This is a genomic window from Duganella sp. OV510 (genome assembly GCF_900100205.1).
GTDB lineage: Bacteria > Pseudomonadota > Gammaproteobacteria > Burkholderiales > Burkholderiaceae_D > Rugamonas.
Genome location: NZ_FNEQ01000003.1, coordinates 346,221 through 364,267 on the forward strand (window position 1 = coordinate 346,221; position 18,047 = coordinate 364,267).

The following is an 18,047-nucleotide window of genomic DNA, read 5'->3' on the forward strand; positions in this document are numbered from 1 at the left end:
TGGCGGCGTAGCTCACGGCAAGTGCAAGCGGGCGGTGAGATCCAGCGCCCGCAAGAAGGTCTCGTCGTGCGACACCACCACCAGCGCGCCCTGGTATTGGCGCAGCATGGTTTCCAACGCCGCCAGCGAGTCCAGGTCGAGATGGTTGCTCGGCTCATCCAGCAGCAGCAATTGCGCTGGCGGATGCGCGTACAGCGCGCAGGCCAGCGCCACCTTCAGGCGCTCGCCACCGCTTAACGCGCCGACCGGCGCGGCGGCCAGTTGCGCATCCAGCCCCATTTGCGCGAGATGGGTGCGCAGTGTCGCTTCGCCGGCCTCGCGGTTGACGGCCAGCAGATGCTCGATCGCCGAGCGTTGCGGCGCCAGGCTGGCCAGTTGTTGATCCAGATAAGCGGTGCGCGCATGCACTTCGCAGCGGCCGGCCAGCGACGCCAGTTGGCCATCCAGCACCTTGAGCAAGGTCGACTTGCCGCAGCCATTCGGCCCCACCACCGCGATGCGCTGCTGGCCGGTGATGGCCAGGCTGACCGCCGGCGTGGTGGATGGCACATGCGGCAGCACGACATCCTCCAGTTCCGCCATGCGCTGCCGCGCGGCCTGCGGCGGCGCCAGCGCATGCATGGCGATGGCTGTGGAAAGCGCCACCTGCTGTGCGGCTTCCTGCACGCGCTGCGACAGCAGTTCCTGTTGCGCCGCGTGCTGCTGCCGCAGCTTGCCCGCCGTGCCCTGCGCGCGGTTCTTCTGCCCGCCCAGCAGTATTTTGGCCTGATTGGCGTCGCGCCTATCACTGGCGCCTTTCGCCAGCCGGCGTTCCTGGCGTTGCTGCTGTTCGCGCATGGCCAGCGTGTCGCGCTTGCGTTCCAGCTTGCGCTGGTCAAGGCGGCGCTGCGCGCTGTCGCGTTCCTGCTGCTTGCATTCCGCGTAGAAGGAATAGCCGCCGCCGTAACTGCGCAGGCCCAGTGGCGACAGTTCGACAATGCGTTCCATCTGCTCCAGCAGTTCGCGGTCGTGGCTGACCACCAGCAGGCCGTTCGGCCAGCGCTGCAACTGCGCCAGCAAGGCGTCACGGTTGGCGCGGTCCAGATGGTTGGTGGGTTCATCGAGAATCAGGAAGGAGGCGCCGGACAGCCACGCAGCGATCAGCGACACGCGCATCGCTTCACCGCCGCTCAACGCGGACGCCGGCGTTGCAGGTCGCAGATGCGCCAGGCCGCAGCGATCCAGTTCGGATTGCAGCCGTTCGCGCATGTCCCAGCGGTCGCCGACGGCGTCGAAGTCCACCGGATCGGCGCTGCCGCTTTCGATACGCGCCAGCGCTTCCGTTACCGGCTGCACACCGGCCAATGCGGCCACCGTGCCTTGTGGCGCAATATGCTGCGACAGGTAATACACGTCGCCGCTACGCACGATACGTCCCGCCGATGGCGTGAGTTCACCGGCCAGCAAGCGCGCCAACACGCTCTTGCCGACGCCATTGCGGCCGGTCAGCCCGGTGCGGCGCTGGTCGAAAACTTCGTGCAGGTCGTGGAAAAGAACGCGGCCGTCAGCCAGCGTAAAGGAGACGCCTTCCAGCGTCAGACAGGTATTCGTCATGGCGAGCCCAATAATGTTGTGTCAACGGTTGAACAGACAACAGCATTAATTGCGCATCGGACGAATACCTCATATGTAGTGAACGAACACTATAGCACGATCAGTCCCAGGCTGGCGCCAGCCCGGCAGGACTGGTCAGGCGCTCGTGGCGCTCCAGCGACGCGATCTGCACCATGTCCTCGTCACTCAGTTTCAGATCCAGCGCCTTCAGGTTGCCTTCCAGGTTGGCGCGCTTGGTCGACGACGGAATCACCGCATAGCCCAGCTTCATCGCCCACGCCAGCACCACCTGCGCAGGCGTCGCGCCATGGCGTTCGGCGATCTTCGCGATCACCGGATCGCCCAGCACTTTGCCATAGGCCAGCGTCATGTAGGACGTGATGTGTATGCCCTGCTCACGCGCGAAGTCCGCCACCTTGCGGTTTTGCAGATACGGATGCAGCTCGATCTGGTTGGTGGCAATCGCCTCGGGGCCGACCGCATCAATCGCCTGCTGCATCAGCTCCACGGTAAAGTTGGAGACACCGATCTGGCGCGTCAGCCCTTGTGCCTTGGCTTCCGCCAGCGCCGCCATGAACTCGGCCACGGGCACGTCACCGCCCGGCGACGGCCAGTGGATCAGCGTCAGGTCGACGTAGCCGGTGCGCAGCTTGGCCAGGCTTTCCTTCAGGCTGGGAATCAGCTTTTCCCTGGACAGGTTATCAATCCAGATCTTGGTGGTGATGAACAGCTCCGCACGCGGCACGCCACTGGCGGCAATCGCCGCGCCAACTTCCGCCTCGTTACCATAGATCTGCGCCGTGTCGATCACGCGATAGCCTGCTTCCAGGCCGTTGCGTACCGAATCGATGACCACATCGCCTTGCAGGCGGAAAGTGCCAAGTCCCAGTGCGGGAATACCCATGATTTTTTCCTTTAAAGTTTGCAGCCCATTGGTGTTCGACCTCCGGTCAGTTCCCATACACGGCCCGCAGCCACGGGAAGCGCAATGCTTGCAATGGTGCTGGCCATGTTCTTACACTTTATCGCCTGGCAGCGGCGCCGAGGCGGCCACCAGTTTTTGTTCGCGCATCTCTTGCCAGAAGGCGGCCGGGATGTTCTCGTTCAGCGCGGCGACATCTTCGGTGATGCGTTCCGGACGGCTGGCGCCAGGAATAGCGGCAGCCACCGCAGGGTGAGCCAGCGAGAACTGCAATGCCGCCGACTTGACGCTGATGCCGTGCTTCTGTGCGATGGCCTTGATGCGCTCCACCTTGGCGATGATGTCGGCCGGCGCCTTCTGGTATTCAAAGTGCGCACCGCCGGCCAGGATGCCCGAGCTGTAAGGGCCGCCGACGACGATGTCGACGCCACGCCTGGCCGCTGCGGGCATCAGGTGTTGCAGGGCACGCTCGTGGTCAAGCAGCGTGTAGCGGCCGGCCAGCAGCGACACGTTCGGCTGCGGTTCGTTCAGGTCCAGCAGCGTTTCCAGCGCTTCGACACGGTTCACGCCCAGTCCCCATCCCTTGATGACGCCTTCGTTGCGCAGACGGTCCAGCACACGGAAGGCGCCGGTGCGGGCGATCTCGAATTGCGCCAGCCAGTCGTCGCCATAGAAATCCTGGGCGACATCGTGCACGTAGACCATGTCCAGGTGATCGGTTTTCAGGCGTTTCAGGCTGTCTTCAATGGAGCGCAGCGTGGCGTCTGCGCTGTAGTCGTTGACAATCTTGTTCGGACGGCCATGTTCGAACACGCCGCCTTTTTCACCCATGTCACGCAGGGCCGGATCTTCAATTTCGTCGAGGATCAGGCGGCCTACCTTGGTGCTCAGCACATACTCATCACGTTTGCGCTTGGCCAGTGCTTCGCCCAGGCGGATCTCGGCCAGGCCGGCACCGTACAGCGGCGCGGTGTCGAAGTGGCGGATGCCCTGTTCCCAGGCTGCATCCACCGTGGCCAGCGCTTCGGCCTCAGGAATGTTGCGGAACATATTACCCAGTGGCGCGGTGCCGAAGCCCAGTTTGCCGGTCAGTTTGTCGCGGATGCTCATCTTGATTCCTTTAAGTAAATGACGAGAAAGTGATGCCAGTTTAAGTTGACGAGATAAGACTGTCCAAGACATAATTTGCACAGCTTAAGTCCTTAAAGGTCTGAAATGTTAGATATCCGCCAACTCCAATACTTTGTCGCGGTGGCAGAGGAAGAACATGTGGGCCGCGCCGCCGAGCGCCTGCACATCTCGCAATCGCCGTTGTCGCGCCAGATCGCCCAGCTGGAAGAAAAGCTCGGGCTGACGCTGTTCGAACGCAGCCAGCAGCGCATCCGCCTGACGCGCGATGGCCGCACCTTCCTCACCGAGACGCAAGCCTTCCTCACCCACGCCGCCCGGCTGGAAGGACTGGCCAAACGCCTCGGGCGCGGCGACGAGGGCGGCCTGTGCGTCGGCTACATCGAGAACGCCATGCACGCCGGCGTGCTGCCGGCCGGCCTGCGCGAGCTGCGCGCCACGCGCCCGAGTGTGCACGTGGCGCTGTATAGCCTGCACTCGTCCGAGCAGCTGGAAGGGCTGCGCCAGCGCAGCCTGGACATCGCGCTGATCTGCGATGCACCGCCAGCCGACGACCCGGACCTGGAAGGCGTCAAGGTGCTCAGCGATCCGATGATCCTGGCGCTGCCGGAAGGCCATCCACTCGCCGACCTGAAGGAAGTGCGGCCCACCGACCTGGCGGGCCAGGAATTCATCGTCGTGCGGCACCAGGAAACCGGCGACCACCACCACCGCTTTGTCGCCGCCTGCGTGCAATCCGGCTTCACGCCCAACATCAAGATGGAAGCCAGCGAGCCGACCACCGCGCTCGGGCTGGTGGCGGCGGGACTGGGCATCGCACTGGTGCAGCAAGGCTTGCGCCACCAGGCGCCGCCAGGCGTGGTACTGCGCGAGCTGCCGTGGTTCACCTACCGCGCGGCGGTGTGGGCTGCCTGGCACCGCGTCAACCTGCGGCCGCTGGTCGCTATCTTCCGCGAAACACTGCTGGAACTGGCGCCGAAAGGCTGAGAATATCGGCTACACTGTTGGTCACATCTTTTTGCGTACCCGTCATGCCCGAGAAGAACCTGCCCGAACTCATCACCCTCAAACGTCTGATTGATGAAGGCGGGAAGCATCTCGAAGTGGAGACCTCGTGCACGGTGGCGATGGACGGCCGCCAGTTCCCGGTGTACACCATCGCGCTGGGGAATCCCAGCCTGGACGTGCCGGCGCTCGGCTTCTTCGGCGGCATCCACGGGCTGGAACGCATCGGCACCCAGGTGGTGCTGTCGTTCATGGAAAGCCTGCTGGCGCGACTGCGCTGGGACAGCACGCTGCACCAGCAGCTGGAGTCGATGCGGCTGGTGTTCATGCCGCTGGTGAACCCGGGCGGCATGTGGCAGGCGACGCGCTGCAATCCGCAAGGCGTGGACCTGATGCGCAACGCGCCGCTCAGCGCCGTCGAGAAAGTGCCGTTCATGCTGGGCGGGCAAACCTTCAGCCACCACCTGCCGTGGTATCGCGGCGTGCGCGGCGCACCGATGCAGCCGGAGGCCGAAGCGGTGTGCGACATCGTCAAGCGCGAGCTGCTGCCGCGCCAGTTCAGCATGGCGCTCGACTGCCACTCCGGCTTCGGCCTGCGTGACCGCGTCTGGTTCCCGCACGCGCACACCGCCATACCGATTCCACACCTGGCCGATATCGGCGCGCTGGAAGAGCTGTTCAGCCAGAGCTACCCGAACCACAACTACGTGTTCGAGCCGCAAAGCCGCCAGTACCGCACGCACGGCGACCTGTGGGACTACCTTTACCTGAACAGCGACAACGTGTTCCTGCCGCTGACGCTGGAAATGGGCTCGTGGCTGTGGGTGAAAAAAAATCCGCGTCAGATCTTCGACCGCATCGCCATGTTCAACCCGACCGCGCGCCATCGCCTGCAACGGGTTCTGCGCCGCCACCTGATACTGTTCGATTTTCTGATGCGTGCGGCAAACAGCCACGGGCGCTGGCTGCCGGAAGGCATGGCGCGCACCATCCAGCACCGCCGCGCGCTGACGCAGTGGTATCACACATGAGCAACTGGGTTCTGTTGCGCGGCCTGATGCGCGAACAGCGGCACTGGGGACGCTTCCCCGGCGAGCTGGCGCACGTGCTGCCCGAGGCGAACATCATCACGACCGACCTGCCCGGCAATGGCGAACACCATGCGCAGCGAAGCCCCACCACAGTGGCGGCGATGGTGGAGTTCTGCCGTGCCGACCTGCGTGCGCGCGGCGTGCCGGCGCCATGGTCCTTGCTGGCCTTGTCGCTGGGTGGCATGGTGGCGGTGGAATGGGCCAGCCGCTATCCGCAGGAGATCGAACGCTGCGTGCTGATTAACACCTCGATGCGGCCCTACAGCCGCTTCCACCAACGGCTGCGCTGGCAGAATTACCCGGCCATCATCAAGCAGATGTGGGACGGCGGCGTGGAAAACCAGGAGCGCCTGATCTTACGCCTGACCAGCCGCGAAGGCGATATCGAACGGCGCAACGGCATGCTGGAACGCTGGCTGAGCTACCAGCGCGAATACCCGGTCACGCGCGCCAACGCACTGCGCCAGCTATGGTCGGCCGCCGGCTTCCGTGCACCAGCCACGCGGCCACCGGTGCCGCTGCTGGTATTGAGCAGCGCCGGCGATCAGCTGGTCGACCCGCGCTGTTCGGCCAACCTGGCGCGCGCCTGGAAAACCGACCACGCCATTCATCCGAGCGCCGGCCACGACCTGCCGCTGGACGCCGGCGCCTGGGTTGCCAGCGAAATCGGCAAGTGGCTCAGCAAAGCGCGGTAAAATACCGCCCCTATGCAATCAACCACGCCTCCCCTGGAGTGTCGGCCCAATTGCGGCGCCTGCTGCACGGCCCCTTCCATCACCAGCCCTATACCCGGTATGCCGAATGGCAAGCCGGCTGGCGTGCGCTGCGTGCAACTGGCGGACGATAACCGCTGCCTGGTATTCGGCCGGCCCGAGCGCCCGGCGTTCTGCGGCGGCCTGCAACCGTCGGCGGAGATGTGTGGCACGGACCGCGCGTGGGCCATCCGATGGCTGGACGCGCTGGAAAAAGCCACCGCGCCGTGAATGTGGCGGTGACGCGTGTTTCAGCGCGTGCTGCGAAACTGCTCAGGGTCCACACCGTATTCATCCTTGAATATTTTGCAGAAATGGCTGCGGCTGCGGTAGCCCATGCGGCTGGAAATCGTCTTGATCGGCATGTCGGTCTGGCGCAGTAGTTCCTCCGCGCGTTTGAGGCGTAGCCCGCGCAGCATCGTCAGCGGCGAACACCCATGCAGCGTAACGAATTCGCGGTGAAACACCGTGCGGCTCATGCCTGCCAGACCAGCCAATCCATCCAGCGTATATTCCCGTCCCGGATCTTTCTGGAACAAGTCAACGATTTTCCCGAGGCGCTGCTGGCGCGTTGCGGTGCAGGCTGAAACGATTTGTCCATCATCCGGCCATGCATCGCGCACCAGCGTGGTGACCAAGCGCCGCGCCAGACAGGTAATGATGGCGGCCGATCCGGGTCCGGCATAGGCGGATTCGCGTAGCAATTCCGGGATCGCACCGGTAAACAATTCGGTTCCCGCCGCATCAAGCTGATGCGGCAAGGGGAAAAACTCAAACAGGCTGCGGCCATCGAGCAGCGTTGCGCTGAGCAGGCCGTGGGCCAGCACCACGCCCGGCACCGAGGCCGGTGTTTCCCTGCCCGGCAAGAGCAGCAATTGGCCGGACCTGACGGGCCTGCGCCCGGCGCCGCAGGCCAGCTCGCCCTCGCCATCCAGCACCGCCACGAAATGCGTCTGGCCAGGCATGACCGCAGGCGCAAGTTGATCCGTGCTCTCCATTCGCCGAAAGGTCGAGAACGATATATCGATTTGCGTTAACGCCTGGTCCAGACTCAATGACATCACCAACTCCTACTTGTTTTCAATACGCTTCAGCACTTCGTCCGTGGTCATCACCGCATTGGCGATGTAGCGGAAGTTGACCAGCGCGCTGCTGTAGCCATCGCCGTCCGGCAGCTTGGGACCGGCCACCGCGTCACGCACCACCACCACCTCAAAGCCGCGTTCAATGAATTCGCGCAGATGCGATTCCACGCACAGGTTTGAGGCCATGCCGGTCAAGATGATTTTATCGATGCCTTGCTTGCGCAGCTGTAGCATTAGATCATTGCTTTGTGGTCCGTACAGCTTGTGCGGCGACGCAATCAAGGTTTCGCCGTCCTCGATATATTGTTTGAACTCCGGCATAAAGTCAGCGCCGGAACCACGGAAGCCATCCAGCGACAACGCACCATGACGGTCGAACATGCCCAGTTTATGCTGAACGATTTCAGCGGGTCCCTGGAATTTCCACTTGTGATCGTGCGGATAGTAATAGTGCGGCGAGATGGCCACGGTGATGCCGGCGCGCTTGGTGGCGGCGAACAGTTGCAGCAAGTGCGGCACCAGTTTTTGCTCGGTGACGCTTTCGCCGAAGATCGCCCACGAAGCACCTTTTGCGCTCATGAAGTCGATTTGCGGATCGATCACCACCATCGCGGTGCGGCTGGCGTCCCATTTAAAGGTCGATGGCGGCAATGCTGGCTTTTCCGGGCCGGCATAAGGATCGATATCGGCGGCGCCGGCAACGCTTGCGGCCAGCAGTGCTGCGGCCAGCACCAGTGTTTTTAACGGTTTCATTTCCTAGCTCCTGAAAGTGTTTGGAGCTGTCAGAATACTGGCGCTGGAAGACGAATTGGTTCGGATGTGGTGCGGATTCGTTCCAGGTCAGCTCAGCCAGCGCAAGCGGATCTGCGCCGCCAGTTCGGCAGGAAGCGCCATCAGCCATGCTTCGAGCGACTTCACTTCTGCGGCCACGCCCTCGCCTTCTGTTGGCGCGTGCCAGACGACATCGTAGGCAGCCAGAATGCGCACCATCTCTTCGCGGCTGTAACGGCCATCGACGACACGCGCAGCCATGTCGCGGAAAGCCTGCTCCACCTTTCCCGGCCATAGCGCCACGCCTACTTTCACCTCTTGCGCGCCATGCTGATGCACGCGATGCGCGGTGCCAGGCTTGAGCAGCACCGCCTGTCCCTGCCGCAGCAAAGCAATCCGCCGCGCACCGCTGCGGACCTCCACCTCGCCTTCCAGCGCCACCAGCAGTTTGCTTTCGCGCTGATGCATCAGCGGCAGGTTATGGCCGTTGAGCGGCAAGCTGAAATGCATGGCCGTGCCAGCACCCCCAATGCTGGCCTGGGCAACATCAATGGTGACCGGGTAGCCGTTCGGCACCAGGAATAGCATGGCTTGCATGGCCGGCGCCAGTCGTGGTTCGGCCAGCAGCGCAAACAGGCCCGGCGTGGCGCCCGCCTGTTTGCGCTTCAAATCCTGTACTGCTTGCAAACGGATAATCTGGTTGCTTGTTTGCTGGTCCATTGTGATTCCTTTTTAAATGCGATCCAGGCGATGTGCTCGCCACCAAACCCACTTTAAACATCGCCTGTGTTGGCGCTTTTCCGTTTCATGCTGCATGTCGCTCATATCAGGCGTAGCGTCAGCGCCTTCAGTGCTGCCGCCGCACGGGTGGTACAACTGAGCTTGCGGAACGCGCTCTCGACATGCGTGCCAACCGTGCGCGGGCTGATTTCCAGCTGGCGCGCCACTTCCTTATTAGTATGTCCCTGGCTGATGGCGCGCAGCACTGCGGTCTCGCGTTCGCTCAAGCTGATCCTGGCGGCGGTGCTGATGGATGGCAGTACCGCTTCCTCGCGCAGGCCGCGCAGTGCTTGCGCCACGCCTGCATGAAAACGTCCGGCCGCCGCCTCCTGCGCCAGCACCGCGCCAGCCAGCTCCGGCGTCAATGCCGCGCGCCATGGACGTGGGGACTGCATCGCTATCCACGCCGATGCGGCTGCCAGCACCTGTCCCTCGATCGGCATGGCGGCGCCGGCGGCGCCGCGAAAACTGCCCGAGCCATCCAGCCGCTCGCCGACATAGGAAGCGATTTCCGCTTCAGCCTCCAGTCCACCGACCTCACGCAATGCGCGCAGCGTCCAATAGGGCGCCAGCCGCAACTGCTCGCGCGCCGCTGGTATCAATGGGCCGCTGGCATTCCACAACGCGCCAGGCACGGCGCCACGCCCGATACCGTGTACCAGGCCAGCCCGATAGCAACGCTGCTGCGCTTGTTCATCCAGGCCGATCTGCGCGGCGGCGCTTGCTGCAGCCGCCGCCACGCGGCGCGAGTGACGCGCAGCCACGGTTGCTGCAAGTCGATCAGGTCGGCCATCAGTTCCAGCGAGACCATCTCGTTGGGACGTTCGCCGGTCGCCACCGGCAGCCTGCATAGCGTGCGGTCATCCAGCTCCGCCAGCCAGTCGCGCGCATTGCGGCGCACCGTGTCCATCAGCGATGCCGGATACGATGGCCCGTGACGGCTCGCGACCACGCGCAGCGCTGCGGCGATGCCATCAGTGCGGCTCAACACTTCAAGGTCACCGGCCAGCGTCGCGATCACCCGTGCGGGTACCGGTTGCGTCCCTGCTACCCGCGCGATGGTCATCCCCAGGCACATGGTGCGCAGCGACGGATCGGGTGGCTGTTCGCTGACCAGATCGCCGATGAAGGCCAGCGCGCGCAGGCATTCTGGCATGCTGACCAGGGCGGTGGCAGATTGCATAAGATTCCCTTGGCATATGTGTCACAATAATATATATCGCGATATATAAATAAGATAGCTGCTTTAAATGTCGATGTCCAGTAAAATATATCGCGATAAGTATTTATATTTTTATACCATGCCTAAAACAGCCACCACCGCCCTCGAAGACCAGTTATGTTTTTCGCTGTATCGCGCCAACCTGGAGGTGGGGCGCGCCTATCAGCCGCTGTTCGACACCCTGGGCGTGACCTATCCACAATTCCTGGTGTTGAATACGCTGTGGGAGAAGGATGGCCGCACGGTGGGCGAAATCGCCGAACGGCTGACGCTGGAGTCGAGCAATATCACGCCACTGATCAAGCGTCTGGAAGCGGCTGGCCTGCTGTCACGTCAGCGCAATCCCTTGGATGACCGGCAGGTACTGGTGACGCTGAGCGCCGCCGGACGGGCCTTGCAGCAGCGGTGTTCGCTGACCGAGATACTGCGCAGTGCGACGGACATGCAACTGGCCGAACTGAAGGCGCTGAATAGCGCCGTCCAGCAGCTATTGCAGGCGTTCGACCGCACCAGGGAAAAAAATGCGGCGTGAGCACCGCCGCAGGCAAGCGTCAGTTGGCGCGCGCATGCGATCTGGCGTGGCGCCTTAATCACTCCTTGAACGGACCGCCGGCAATGATGTCCACCCACGAGGTACGCTGATAGCCGGGCACGTAGCGTTCGCCGAAATCACGGATCAGGTTATCGTAGGTGGTTTCCGGCCTGGTATGCGCAATCTGGCACAGGCAGGCGGCGAATTCACGTTTCAATTGCAGGCGCGGCACCGCCGCCACGATGGCGTCGATATCGGCCTGCTCGAAGGCCAGGTAATCCGGCGCGCCAAAATCAACGCTGATGGCGCGCGCGCAAAGCGCGACCTCCGGCTCCTTCAGAAAGCCTATCGACGGCGTCGCGTGCAGCGCGATCGCATCCCACACCAGCTGGCAGCGGCGGCCGTCAAAGCCATGTTCACGGGCAAACGCCACGGCGATTGCCGCGCCATCGACCTCAAAGCGATGCGGGCCGTCCGCATGCTCCGTCAGTCCGAGGTCGTGCAGCAGCGTCGCGACGGCCACCACTTCCGCGTCATATGACCAGCCTTTCAGCTGGCCCAGCTGGTGCGCAAAAATCCAGCTGCGCACCACGTGGTTGAACAGATATTCAGGCATGCGTTCGCGGGCATATTCAAAGGCGTGCAGGATCACCGGCGTGGCCGGCAGGCCAGGGAAGCGCACGCTCAGCGAGGCATAGTCGAAAGAGACGGATGAGGACATGATGGTTCTCCAAAAGGTTGATGCAGCGATTGTGGTTGGATGCGCTGAACAGACCTATCGGGTAAATGCCCGAGGCGGGCGGGATTTCTTGACCAAGTGGCGCACGGACGGCAACCTGAGGCCCGTTAGCCAACTTAAGCCAAGGAGAAAATCATGATTTTGGAACGACAACTGAATCGCCAATGGAACCCTACCGAGATTCCAGGCATGCGTGTCGCGACAGTGTGGAACGACAGCACGGATGGCTGTTATTTTGTGCAGTTCACCGCCGGCACCCGCTTTCCGCTGCATGACCACGACGGCTGGGAACAGATCCTCATGCTCAGCGGCCAGATCCGCTTCGGCGATGTCGAGCTGACAGCCGGCGATACGCTGCTGCTCAGGCAGGGCGATGTGCACGACGCCCTGGCGCTGAGCGATGCGACTTTCTTTGTCGCGCATCGCGGTGATATCACGCTGGTTGAGCGGGCGGCCTGATAGCTGTAACTGGATTGGCGAGTCTTATTGGCGCTCGCTCATTTGCGCCAGCATCCGCGCCAGCTCGGCGCGGAATCGCGCAATCAATACAGACCGTTTTTGTTGATCAGGAACGGCCGTCCGAGGGCAAGCAGTAGCATGAAACATGGTGAACTCCCGTAAAGAAAACTTATGCGTTATATTCTCCACTTGGATCAAATTGTTATCAAACGAGTTATTTTCGCCATTTGAACAAGAAAAACTAAACCATGAGCAAACCACTCCGTTCCCTGTCCGGCCTTCTCGATTTCGATTGCGCGGCGCGCTGGGGCAGCTTCAAGCTGGCGGCGCAGGAACTGCATAAAACGCCGGCGGCGATCAGCCTGCAAGTGAAGCAATTGGAGGAGACACTGGGCTTTGAGCTGTTCGTGCGCCACCCGCGCCACATTACGCTCACCGAGAAAGGACAGGAGCTGGCGGCCACGGTGCGCCGCACGCTGAGCGAGCTGAATACCAAAGTGGCCGCACTACAGGGCGGCGACGAAGAAAAGATCCTGCGCCTGTCGACCACCCACTCGCTGGCGATCAAATGGCTGGTGCCGCGCATTGCCCGCTTCACCGCGCTATATCCGGAACTGGATATCCGCATCGACTCCAGCGACCAGTTGGCCGACATGAACGACGGCAGCACCGACATCGCGCTGCGCACCTATAACATCGTTCCCGGCGATCCCGACATGCTGTTCCATGACCGCCTGGTGGCGGTGTACAGCCCGTCGCTGCTGGCGCCCGGCGCAACCGAGATCACCGTGGCCGACCTGGAACGCTATCCGCTGCTGCACGAATTCACCACCGATACCTGGATCGCGCTGCTGCGCGCGAACAATGCGCTGAAGGGGAATTACCAGTTCTCGCGGAGCTACACCAATTTTGCGGTGATGGTACAGTCAGCACTGGCCGGACAAGGCATCGCGCTGGTATCGCACGCCATCGCCAGCGAGGACCTGCGCAGCGGCGCGCTGAAAATGGTCGATTGCGAATGTGCGCCGTATGATCGCGGATACCGTATCATTGTGGCCCGCGACAAGCGCGGCATGAGCAAGATCACGCACTTTTGCGACTGGCTGCGCGACGAGGTCAGCGCGATGCAAAGAGGACTAAACCGATGTTAAAACCACTGTTATTCACCATGCTGCTCGCCACTGCCCCGGCACAGGCGGCAGACAAGGAGCCGCTGCGCTATGTGGTGAAGACAGATGCAATGCTTAGCGCCGATCAGCAAAAGCCAACCGAGTTCCAGCAAAAGATGGGCGCCGCTCTGGCGCGTCAGCTGGGGCGCCCGATCAAATACGTGCAGTTGCCACGCACGCGCATCATGGCGGCGCTGGAGAATGGCAAAGGCGATGTGCTGTGCAGCTATCTGCCGGAATGGACGCCCGGCGATGTCGACTGGACTCGTGCCTTCATCCCGGTGGTTGAAGTGCTGCTGACCATTCCGCATGTGAAGCCGCCTGTATCGATCGAAGAATTGCGCGGCAAGCGCCTCGGCACCGTGCTGGGCTTCCGCTATCCGACGCTGGAGAAAGCGCTAGGCGCGGACTTCATCCGTGACGATGCGCCTACCAGCTCACTATCGATCAAGAAGTGGACCGGTGGACGTTTCGATTACCTGCTGACAACGCGTAATGTCATCACGCAGCACGCCAACGACGACATACTGCCGCACGGCTATCACGTGATGATCGTCTCGGAAGTCAAGACCATGTGCGCCGTCTCCCGCAAGAGCAAGGTCACCATCCACGAAGTCAATGCGGCGGTGAATGCGCTGGAGAAGAGCGGCGAACTGCCCGGCATCCTGAAACTGCGCTAGCGCAGCGTCAACGTGCTTTCGAGGCGGATGTCATCGGAAGCGCTGCCCACCATCAGCTTGAAGTCGCCCGCCTCCGCGCCCCATGCCAGCTTGCTGTTGAAGAAGGACAGCGTGTCACGGTCTATGGTGAACGTCACGCGACGCGTTTCGCCCGGCTTCAGGTGCACTTTCTGGAAGCCCTTCAATTCCTTCAGCGGACGCACCACCGACGACACCATGTCACGCAGGTAGAGCTGCACGATTTCCGTGCCTGCCAACTTGCCGCTATTGGCCAGATCGAACGACAGCGTGACTTTCTGTGCGCCGCTGATGGCAGAGCTGCTCAACGCCAGGCCGGTGTATTTGAAGTCGGTATAGCTGAGGCCATGGCCGAAGGCGTAGCGCGGTGTATTAACGGAATCGATGTAGGCCGACTTGTAGACCACATTTTTTTCATCCGTGACCGGGCGACCAGTGTTGTACTGCGCGTAGGAGATAGGAATCTGCCCCACGCTGCGCGGGAAAGTGATCGGCAGCTTGCCGGACGGGTTGACATCGCCGAACAGCACATTCGCCACGGCGTTGCCGCCTTCGCTGCCGGGGAACCAGGCGTAGACGATGGCGTCGGCCTTGTCGGCGATGGTGTTGAACACCAGCGGCCGGCCAGCCAGCATCACCACCACGACCGGCTTGCCGGTGGCCTTCAGCGCGTTGAACAGCGCCTCCTGCTGGCCTGGCAGCGAAATGTCGGTGCGCGACTTGGCTTCGCCGCTCATGTCCCAGGTTTCGCCAACGGCCAGCACGATGACATCGGCACTCTGCGCCGTTGCCACCGCCTGCGCGAAGCCATCGCTGTTGGCGCAGCCGGATGCGCAAGCCTGGGCATAGCTGATGTCGGCCTTGCCGGCGTGGCCACGGATGCCTTCGAGGATGCTGACCACCTTGGCGCGCTCGCCATTCACTACCCAGCCTCCTTCCAGATCACGTTGCGCATCGGCCAGCGGCCCGATCACCGCGATGCGTTTGGCGTCGCGCGACAACGGCAGCAGCTTGCCTTCGTTCTTCAGCAGCACGATGGATTTCTGCGCCACATCCAGCGCGGCGCTGCGGTGTGACGGATCATTCAGCACCGCCTTCTCGCGCGCGGCGTCCGAATAACGGTAAGGATCGTCGAACAGGCCCAGTTCGAATTTCTTGATCAGGATACGGCGCACCGCATCGTCCAGCGTCGCCATCTTCACTTTGCCGGCCTTGACGGCGGCTTCCAGGTGCTGGCTGTAGGCATAGCCTTCCATGTCCATATCGCTGCCGGCGTTGATCGCCTTGACGGCGGCGTCGGACAAGTCGGCCGCATAACCATGCGGCACCATCTCGCGCACCGAGCCCCAGTCGCTGACCACGAAGCCCTTGTACTTCCAGGCGCCCTTCAGGATATCGCGTTGCAGGAAACTGCTGCCGGTGGCAGGAATGCCGTTCAGCGTATTAAAGGAGTTCATGAAGGTGGCGGCGCCGGCATCGGCGGCAGCCTTGAACGGCGGCAGGTAGACTTCGAACAGCTGCTGCTCGCTCATGTCGACCGCGTTGTAGTCGCGCCCTGCCACCGCCGCGCCATAGGCGGCGAAGTGCTTGGCGGTGGCCATCACGGAATCGGTGGCGCCCAGCTTCTTGCCCTGGAAGCCTTGCACGCGGGCGACGGCGATCTGCGAGCCGAGATAGGTATCCTCACCGGCGCCCTCCATCACACGGCCCCAGCGCGGATCGCGCGCCACGTCCACCATCGGCGCGAAGGTCCAGTGGATGCCGGCGGCAGCGGCCTCCTTGGCGGCGATGTGCGCCGACAGCTCGATCGCCTCCATATCCCAGGACGCCGCTTCGCCCAGCGGCACCGGAAACACCGTCTTGTGGCCGTGGATGACGTCAAGGCTGAACAGCAGCGGAATCTTCAGGCGCGATTGCAACGCCAGCGCCTGGATCTCGCGCGTATCGGCCACGCCGACCACGTTCAGCATCGAGCCGACCTTGCCGGCGCGGATGTCGGCCAGCTTGTCGGCATACTCGCTGCTGGTGGGACCGGTGAACTGGCGGCCGGACAGTTGATGCAGCTGGCCGACCTTCTCGGCCACCGTCATCTGCTTCATCAGGTCGGCGACCTTGCGGTCGATCTGTGCATCTTGCGCCTGGGCCGAGAAGGCCAGGGCCGCGCTGACGGCGGCAGCAATGTATCGTGTCTTCATTTGTACTGTTGTTGTTTATGGTCGTAGTAGGACTTCAGCGTGTAGAAGGCCAGCTTCTTCTTGCCGGTCTCCGAGATCAGGCCCTTGCGGTTCCAGTAGTCCTGGTATTCGGGATGTGGACGGCGTGGCGAACGGAAGTCGGTCAGTATCCATGGCGTGATGCCGCGCAGGCCGGGAATCGCGTCCAGCAGTTTGAAGGTATTCTTGTACAGCTGGTCCTGATACTCTTCGCTCCACTTGGTGTCCACGTCGGCGTGGTAGCCGCCCAGCGCGTCGGCGCCGAACTCGGTCACCAGCACTGGCTTGTTGTAATCCACCTTGAAGGAGAACTTCAGCATCTCCTTGTTGTTGGACCAGTACCAGCCGGCATACTGGTTGAAGCTGGCCAGGTCGATCTTGTCGGCCAATGGATCTTCCACCGTCACCACGTCGCCGTTGCGGTGCACTTCCAGCGCCGCACCAACCAGGCGGGTGCTATCCAGCTTGCGCACCGTGTCCGCCAGCCTGCCCATGAATTCAGTGCGTACCGGGCTCACAGGCGTCTCGTTACCGATGGACCAGATCACCACGCTGGCGCGGTTCTTGTCGCGCACCACCAGGTCGGTCAGCTGCTGCGCGGCGTTGGCGTAGACTTCCGGCTTCTCCCACGAGATGGTCCAGTAGACCGGCACTTCGGCCCACACCATCAGGCCCATTTCATCGGCCAGCTTCATCATCTCTTCGCTGTGCGGGTAGTGCGCCAGCCGGACGTAGTTGCAGTTCATGTCCTTGGCCCATTGCAGCATCATGCGCATATCGCCCTCGCCGCGCAGGCGGCCGGGGATCAGCGGATTCTCATCGTGCAGCGAAACGCCGCGCAGGAAGACCGATTTTCCGTTCAGCAGAATGTCGTGACCGCGCGTGGTGATGGTGCGCAGCCCGATGCGGTCGTTCAGCGTGTCGGTGGCGCCGGCGATGCTCACGGCGTACAGCTTCGGATCTTCCGGCGACCAGTAACGCACCTTGTTCTTCGGCAGGGCGATGCTGACGGCGGCGCGGCCATTGGCATCGGTCTTCACCGTAGTCTTGACACCGAGTTCCGCGATGGCGATGGTGACATCCTGTGCGCGCCTGGCGCCGCTCATCTGCACATAACCTTCAATGCGGCCCATATCGCCTTTGGCCAGCTGGATCTGGTAATCCTCGATGTAGGTGTCCGGCGTTTCGGCGAGCAGCACGTCGCGGGTGATGCCGCCGTAGTTCCACCAGTCGGTGTTCACGGTCGGAATGTCATCCTGGTGGCGCGTGTTGTCCGCCTTGACCACCACGGTATTCCCGCCCTTCAGCAGCCGGTCCGTGACTTCAAACTGGAACGGCGTGAAACCGCCTTTGTGGCTGCCCAGCTTTTTGCCATTCAGGTAGACGTGCGCCTCGTAGTTGACCGCGCCGAAGTAGAGGAAATAACGCTTGCCCTGTTTCGGCTCGGCGTTGAACTTCTGCCGCAGCCACACCGTGCCTTCGTAGAATTCCAGCTTGGCGTTCTGCGAGTTCCAGTCGGCCGGCACCGCCAGGGTCGGCGAGCCATCGAAATCGTATTCGACCGCGTCGTCCTTGGAGCGCGGCTTGCGGTCGTCATAGAAACCGCCGGCGCCGGTGGCCGATTGATCGAAGGGCTGGCGGCGATAGTTGTAGAAGCCCGTTTCGTAAGGATCAACGATGTAGTGCCAGCGGCCATTCAGCGACAGGTGCTGGCGGCCATAGATGTTTTGCAGCGTAGGCAGCCGCTGCGCGAGTTCGGCGCGCTTGCCTGCGCCCTGATTGGCTTGCGCCTGGCCAGGAGCCTGATCGTCCTGCGCGCCCGCCAGCGAACTGACGGCCAGGCAGCCTGATAACAACAGCAGCTTCCACACTTTATACATTCATTGTC

Annotated in this window: 19 protein-coding genes; 8 read left to right on the top strand and 11 right to left on the bottom strand. The window is 62.5% G+C overall.

Features of this window, described 5'->3' with window-relative positions; genetic code table 11:
- Nucleotides 1-12: 12 nt before the first annotated feature.
- From BLS51_RS11420 to BLS51_RS11430, 3 genes are all read right to left on the bottom strand, one after another.
- Complete coding sequence (locus tag BLS51_RS11420) at nucleotides 13-1,593, bottom strand: ABC-F family ATP-binding cassette domain-containing protein (protein WP_090182626.1); 1,581 nt, start codon at nucleotides 1,591-1,593, stop codon at nucleotides 13-15.
- A gap of 100 nt (nucleotides 1,594-1,693) precedes the next feature.
- A complete protein-coding gene (dkgB, locus tag BLS51_RS11425) occupies nucleotides 1,694-2,500 on the bottom strand; it encodes a 2,5-didehydrogluconate reductase DkgB (RefSeq protein ID WP_217636441.1) in 807 nt (268 codons plus the stop codon).
- 108 nt (nucleotides 2,501-2,608) lie between these two features.
- On the bottom strand, nucleotides 2,609-3,625 hold the full coding sequence (locus BLS51_RS11430; protein ID WP_139168688.1) for an aldo/keto reductase: 1,017 nt from the start codon (nucleotides 3,623-3,625) through the stop codon (nucleotides 2,609-2,611).
- A 105-nt stretch (nucleotides 3,626-3,730) separates the two neighbouring features.
- Here BLS51_RS11430 and BLS51_RS11435 point away from each other — a divergent pair, with 105 nt between their 5' ends.
- The 4 genes from BLS51_RS11435 to BLS51_RS11450 are packed head-to-tail and all read left to right on the top strand — an operon-like array spanning nucleotide 3,731 to nucleotide 6,722.
- Nucleotides 3,731-4,630: a LysR family transcriptional regulator gene (locus BLS51_RS11435; RefSeq protein WP_090182621.1), complete on the top strand. Its 900-nt coding sequence runs from the start codon at nucleotides 3,731-3,733 to the stop codon at nucleotides 4,628-4,630.
- A gap of 44 nt (nucleotides 4,631-4,674) precedes the next feature.
- Nucleotides 4,675-5,679 carry a M14 family zinc carboxypeptidase gene (locus BLS51_RS11440; protein WP_090182618.1) on the top strand — a complete coding sequence of 335 codons (1,005 nt, stop codon included), beginning with the start codon at nucleotides 4,675-4,677 and terminating at the stop codon, nucleotides 5,677-5,679.
- Nucleotides 5,676-6,434, top strand: coding sequence for an alpha/beta fold hydrolase (locus BLS51_RS11445; RefSeq protein WP_090182615.1), 759 nt, complete (start codon nucleotides 5,676-5,678; stop codon nucleotides 6,432-6,434). The genes BLS51_RS11440 and BLS51_RS11445 overlap by 4 nt, the downstream gene beginning before the upstream one ends.
- 12 nt (nucleotides 6,435-6,446) lie before the next feature.
- Complete coding sequence (locus BLS51_RS11450; RefSeq protein ID WP_090182614.1) at nucleotides 6,447-6,722, top strand: YkgJ family cysteine cluster protein; 276 nt, start codon at nucleotides 6,447-6,449, stop codon at nucleotides 6,720-6,722.
- Nucleotides 6,723-6,742: 20 nt separating this feature from the next.
- Here BLS51_RS11450 and BLS51_RS11455 read toward each other — a convergent pair whose 3' ends face one another.
- The 5 genes from BLS51_RS11455 to BLS51_RS30200 form a co-directional block, all read right to left on the bottom strand.
- Nucleotides 6,743-7,552: a helix-turn-helix transcriptional regulator gene (locus BLS51_RS11455; protein ID WP_090182611.1), complete on the bottom strand. Its 810-nt coding sequence runs from the start codon at nucleotides 7,550-7,552 to the stop codon at nucleotides 6,743-6,745.
- Between the two features lie 9 nt (nucleotides 7,553-7,561).
- Nucleotides 7,562-8,329 (bottom strand): cysteine hydrolase family protein, encoded by a 768-nt coding sequence (locus BLS51_RS11460; protein WP_090182609.1) that lies wholly within the window; start codon nucleotides 8,327-8,329, stop codon nucleotides 7,562-7,564.
- Nucleotides 8,330-8,416: 87 nt separating this feature from the next.
- Complete coding sequence (locus BLS51_RS11465; RefSeq protein WP_090182607.1) at nucleotides 8,417-9,067, bottom strand: cupin domain-containing protein; 651 nt, start codon at nucleotides 9,065-9,067, stop codon at nucleotides 8,417-8,419.
- Nucleotides 9,068-9,168: 101 nt separating this feature from the next.
- Nucleotides 9,169-9,834 (bottom strand): HD domain-containing phosphohydrolase, encoded by a 666-nt coding sequence (locus BLS51_RS30195; RefSeq protein WP_229208062.1) that lies wholly within the window; start codon nucleotides 9,832-9,834, stop codon nucleotides 9,169-9,171.
- The gene (locus BLS51_RS30200; RefSeq protein ID WP_229207533.1) at nucleotides 9,726-10,310 is read right to left on the bottom strand and encodes a hypothetical protein; all 585 of its coding nucleotides are present in this window, start codon (nucleotides 10,308-10,310) and stop codon (nucleotides 9,726-9,728) included. Before BLS51_RS30200 ends, BLS51_RS30195 begins: the two co-directional genes overlap by 109 nt.
- Before the next feature lie 118 nt (nucleotides 10,311-10,428).
- On the opposite strand from BLS51_RS30200, the gene BLS51_RS11475 reads away from it, so the two are divergent.
- Nucleotides 10,429-10,881: a MarR family winged helix-turn-helix transcriptional regulator gene (locus tag BLS51_RS11475; protein WP_090183472.1), complete on the top strand. Its 453-nt coding sequence runs from the start codon at nucleotides 10,429-10,431 to the stop codon at nucleotides 10,879-10,881.
- A gap of 58 nt (nucleotides 10,882-10,939) precedes the next feature.
- On the opposite strand, the gene BLS51_RS11480 is transcribed toward BLS51_RS11475, so the two are convergent.
- Entirely contained in the window at nucleotides 10,940-11,602 is a 663-nt protein-coding gene (locus tag BLS51_RS11480; RefSeq protein ID WP_090182599.1) for an HD domain-containing protein, read from the bottom strand.
- 153 nt (nucleotides 11,603-11,755) lie between these two features.
- On the opposite strand from BLS51_RS11480, the gene BLS51_RS11485 reads away from it, so the two are divergent.
- From BLS51_RS11485 to BLS51_RS11495, 3 genes are all read left to right on the top strand, one after another.
- Nucleotides 11,756-12,079 (top strand): cupin domain-containing protein, encoded by a 324-nt coding sequence (locus BLS51_RS11485; RefSeq protein WP_090182598.1) that lies wholly within the window; start codon nucleotides 11,756-11,758, stop codon nucleotides 12,077-12,079.
- Between the two features lie 248 nt (nucleotides 12,080-12,327).
- Nucleotides 12,328-13,230 carry a LysR substrate-binding domain-containing protein gene (locus BLS51_RS11490; protein WP_090182596.1) on the top strand — a complete coding sequence of 301 codons (903 nt, stop codon included), beginning with the start codon at nucleotides 12,328-12,330 and terminating at the stop codon, nucleotides 13,228-13,230.
- Nucleotides 13,224-13,928 carry a substrate-binding periplasmic protein gene (locus BLS51_RS11495; protein ID WP_090182594.1) on the top strand — a complete coding sequence of 235 codons (705 nt, stop codon included), beginning with the start codon at nucleotides 13,224-13,226 and terminating at the stop codon, nucleotides 13,926-13,928. The genes BLS51_RS11490 and BLS51_RS11495 overlap by 7 nt, the downstream gene beginning before the upstream one ends.
- On the opposite strand, the gene BLS51_RS11500 is transcribed toward BLS51_RS11495, so the two are convergent.
- A complete protein-coding gene (locus BLS51_RS11500) occupies nucleotides 13,925-16,141 on the bottom strand; it encodes a glycoside hydrolase family 3 N-terminal domain-containing protein (RefSeq protein ID WP_090182592.1) in 2,217 nt (738 codons plus the stop codon). The two genes, BLS51_RS11495 and BLS51_RS11500, sit on opposite strands and share 4 nt — an antisense overlap.
- Nucleotides 16,138-18,039, bottom strand: a complete 1,902-nt coding sequence (locus BLS51_RS11505) for a glycoside hydrolase family 2 protein (protein WP_090182587.1) — start codon at nucleotides 18,037-18,039, stop codon at nucleotides 16,138-16,140. Before BLS51_RS11505 ends, BLS51_RS11500 begins: the two co-directional genes overlap by 4 nt.
- Between the last annotated feature and the right edge of the window lie 8 nt (nucleotides 18,040-18,047).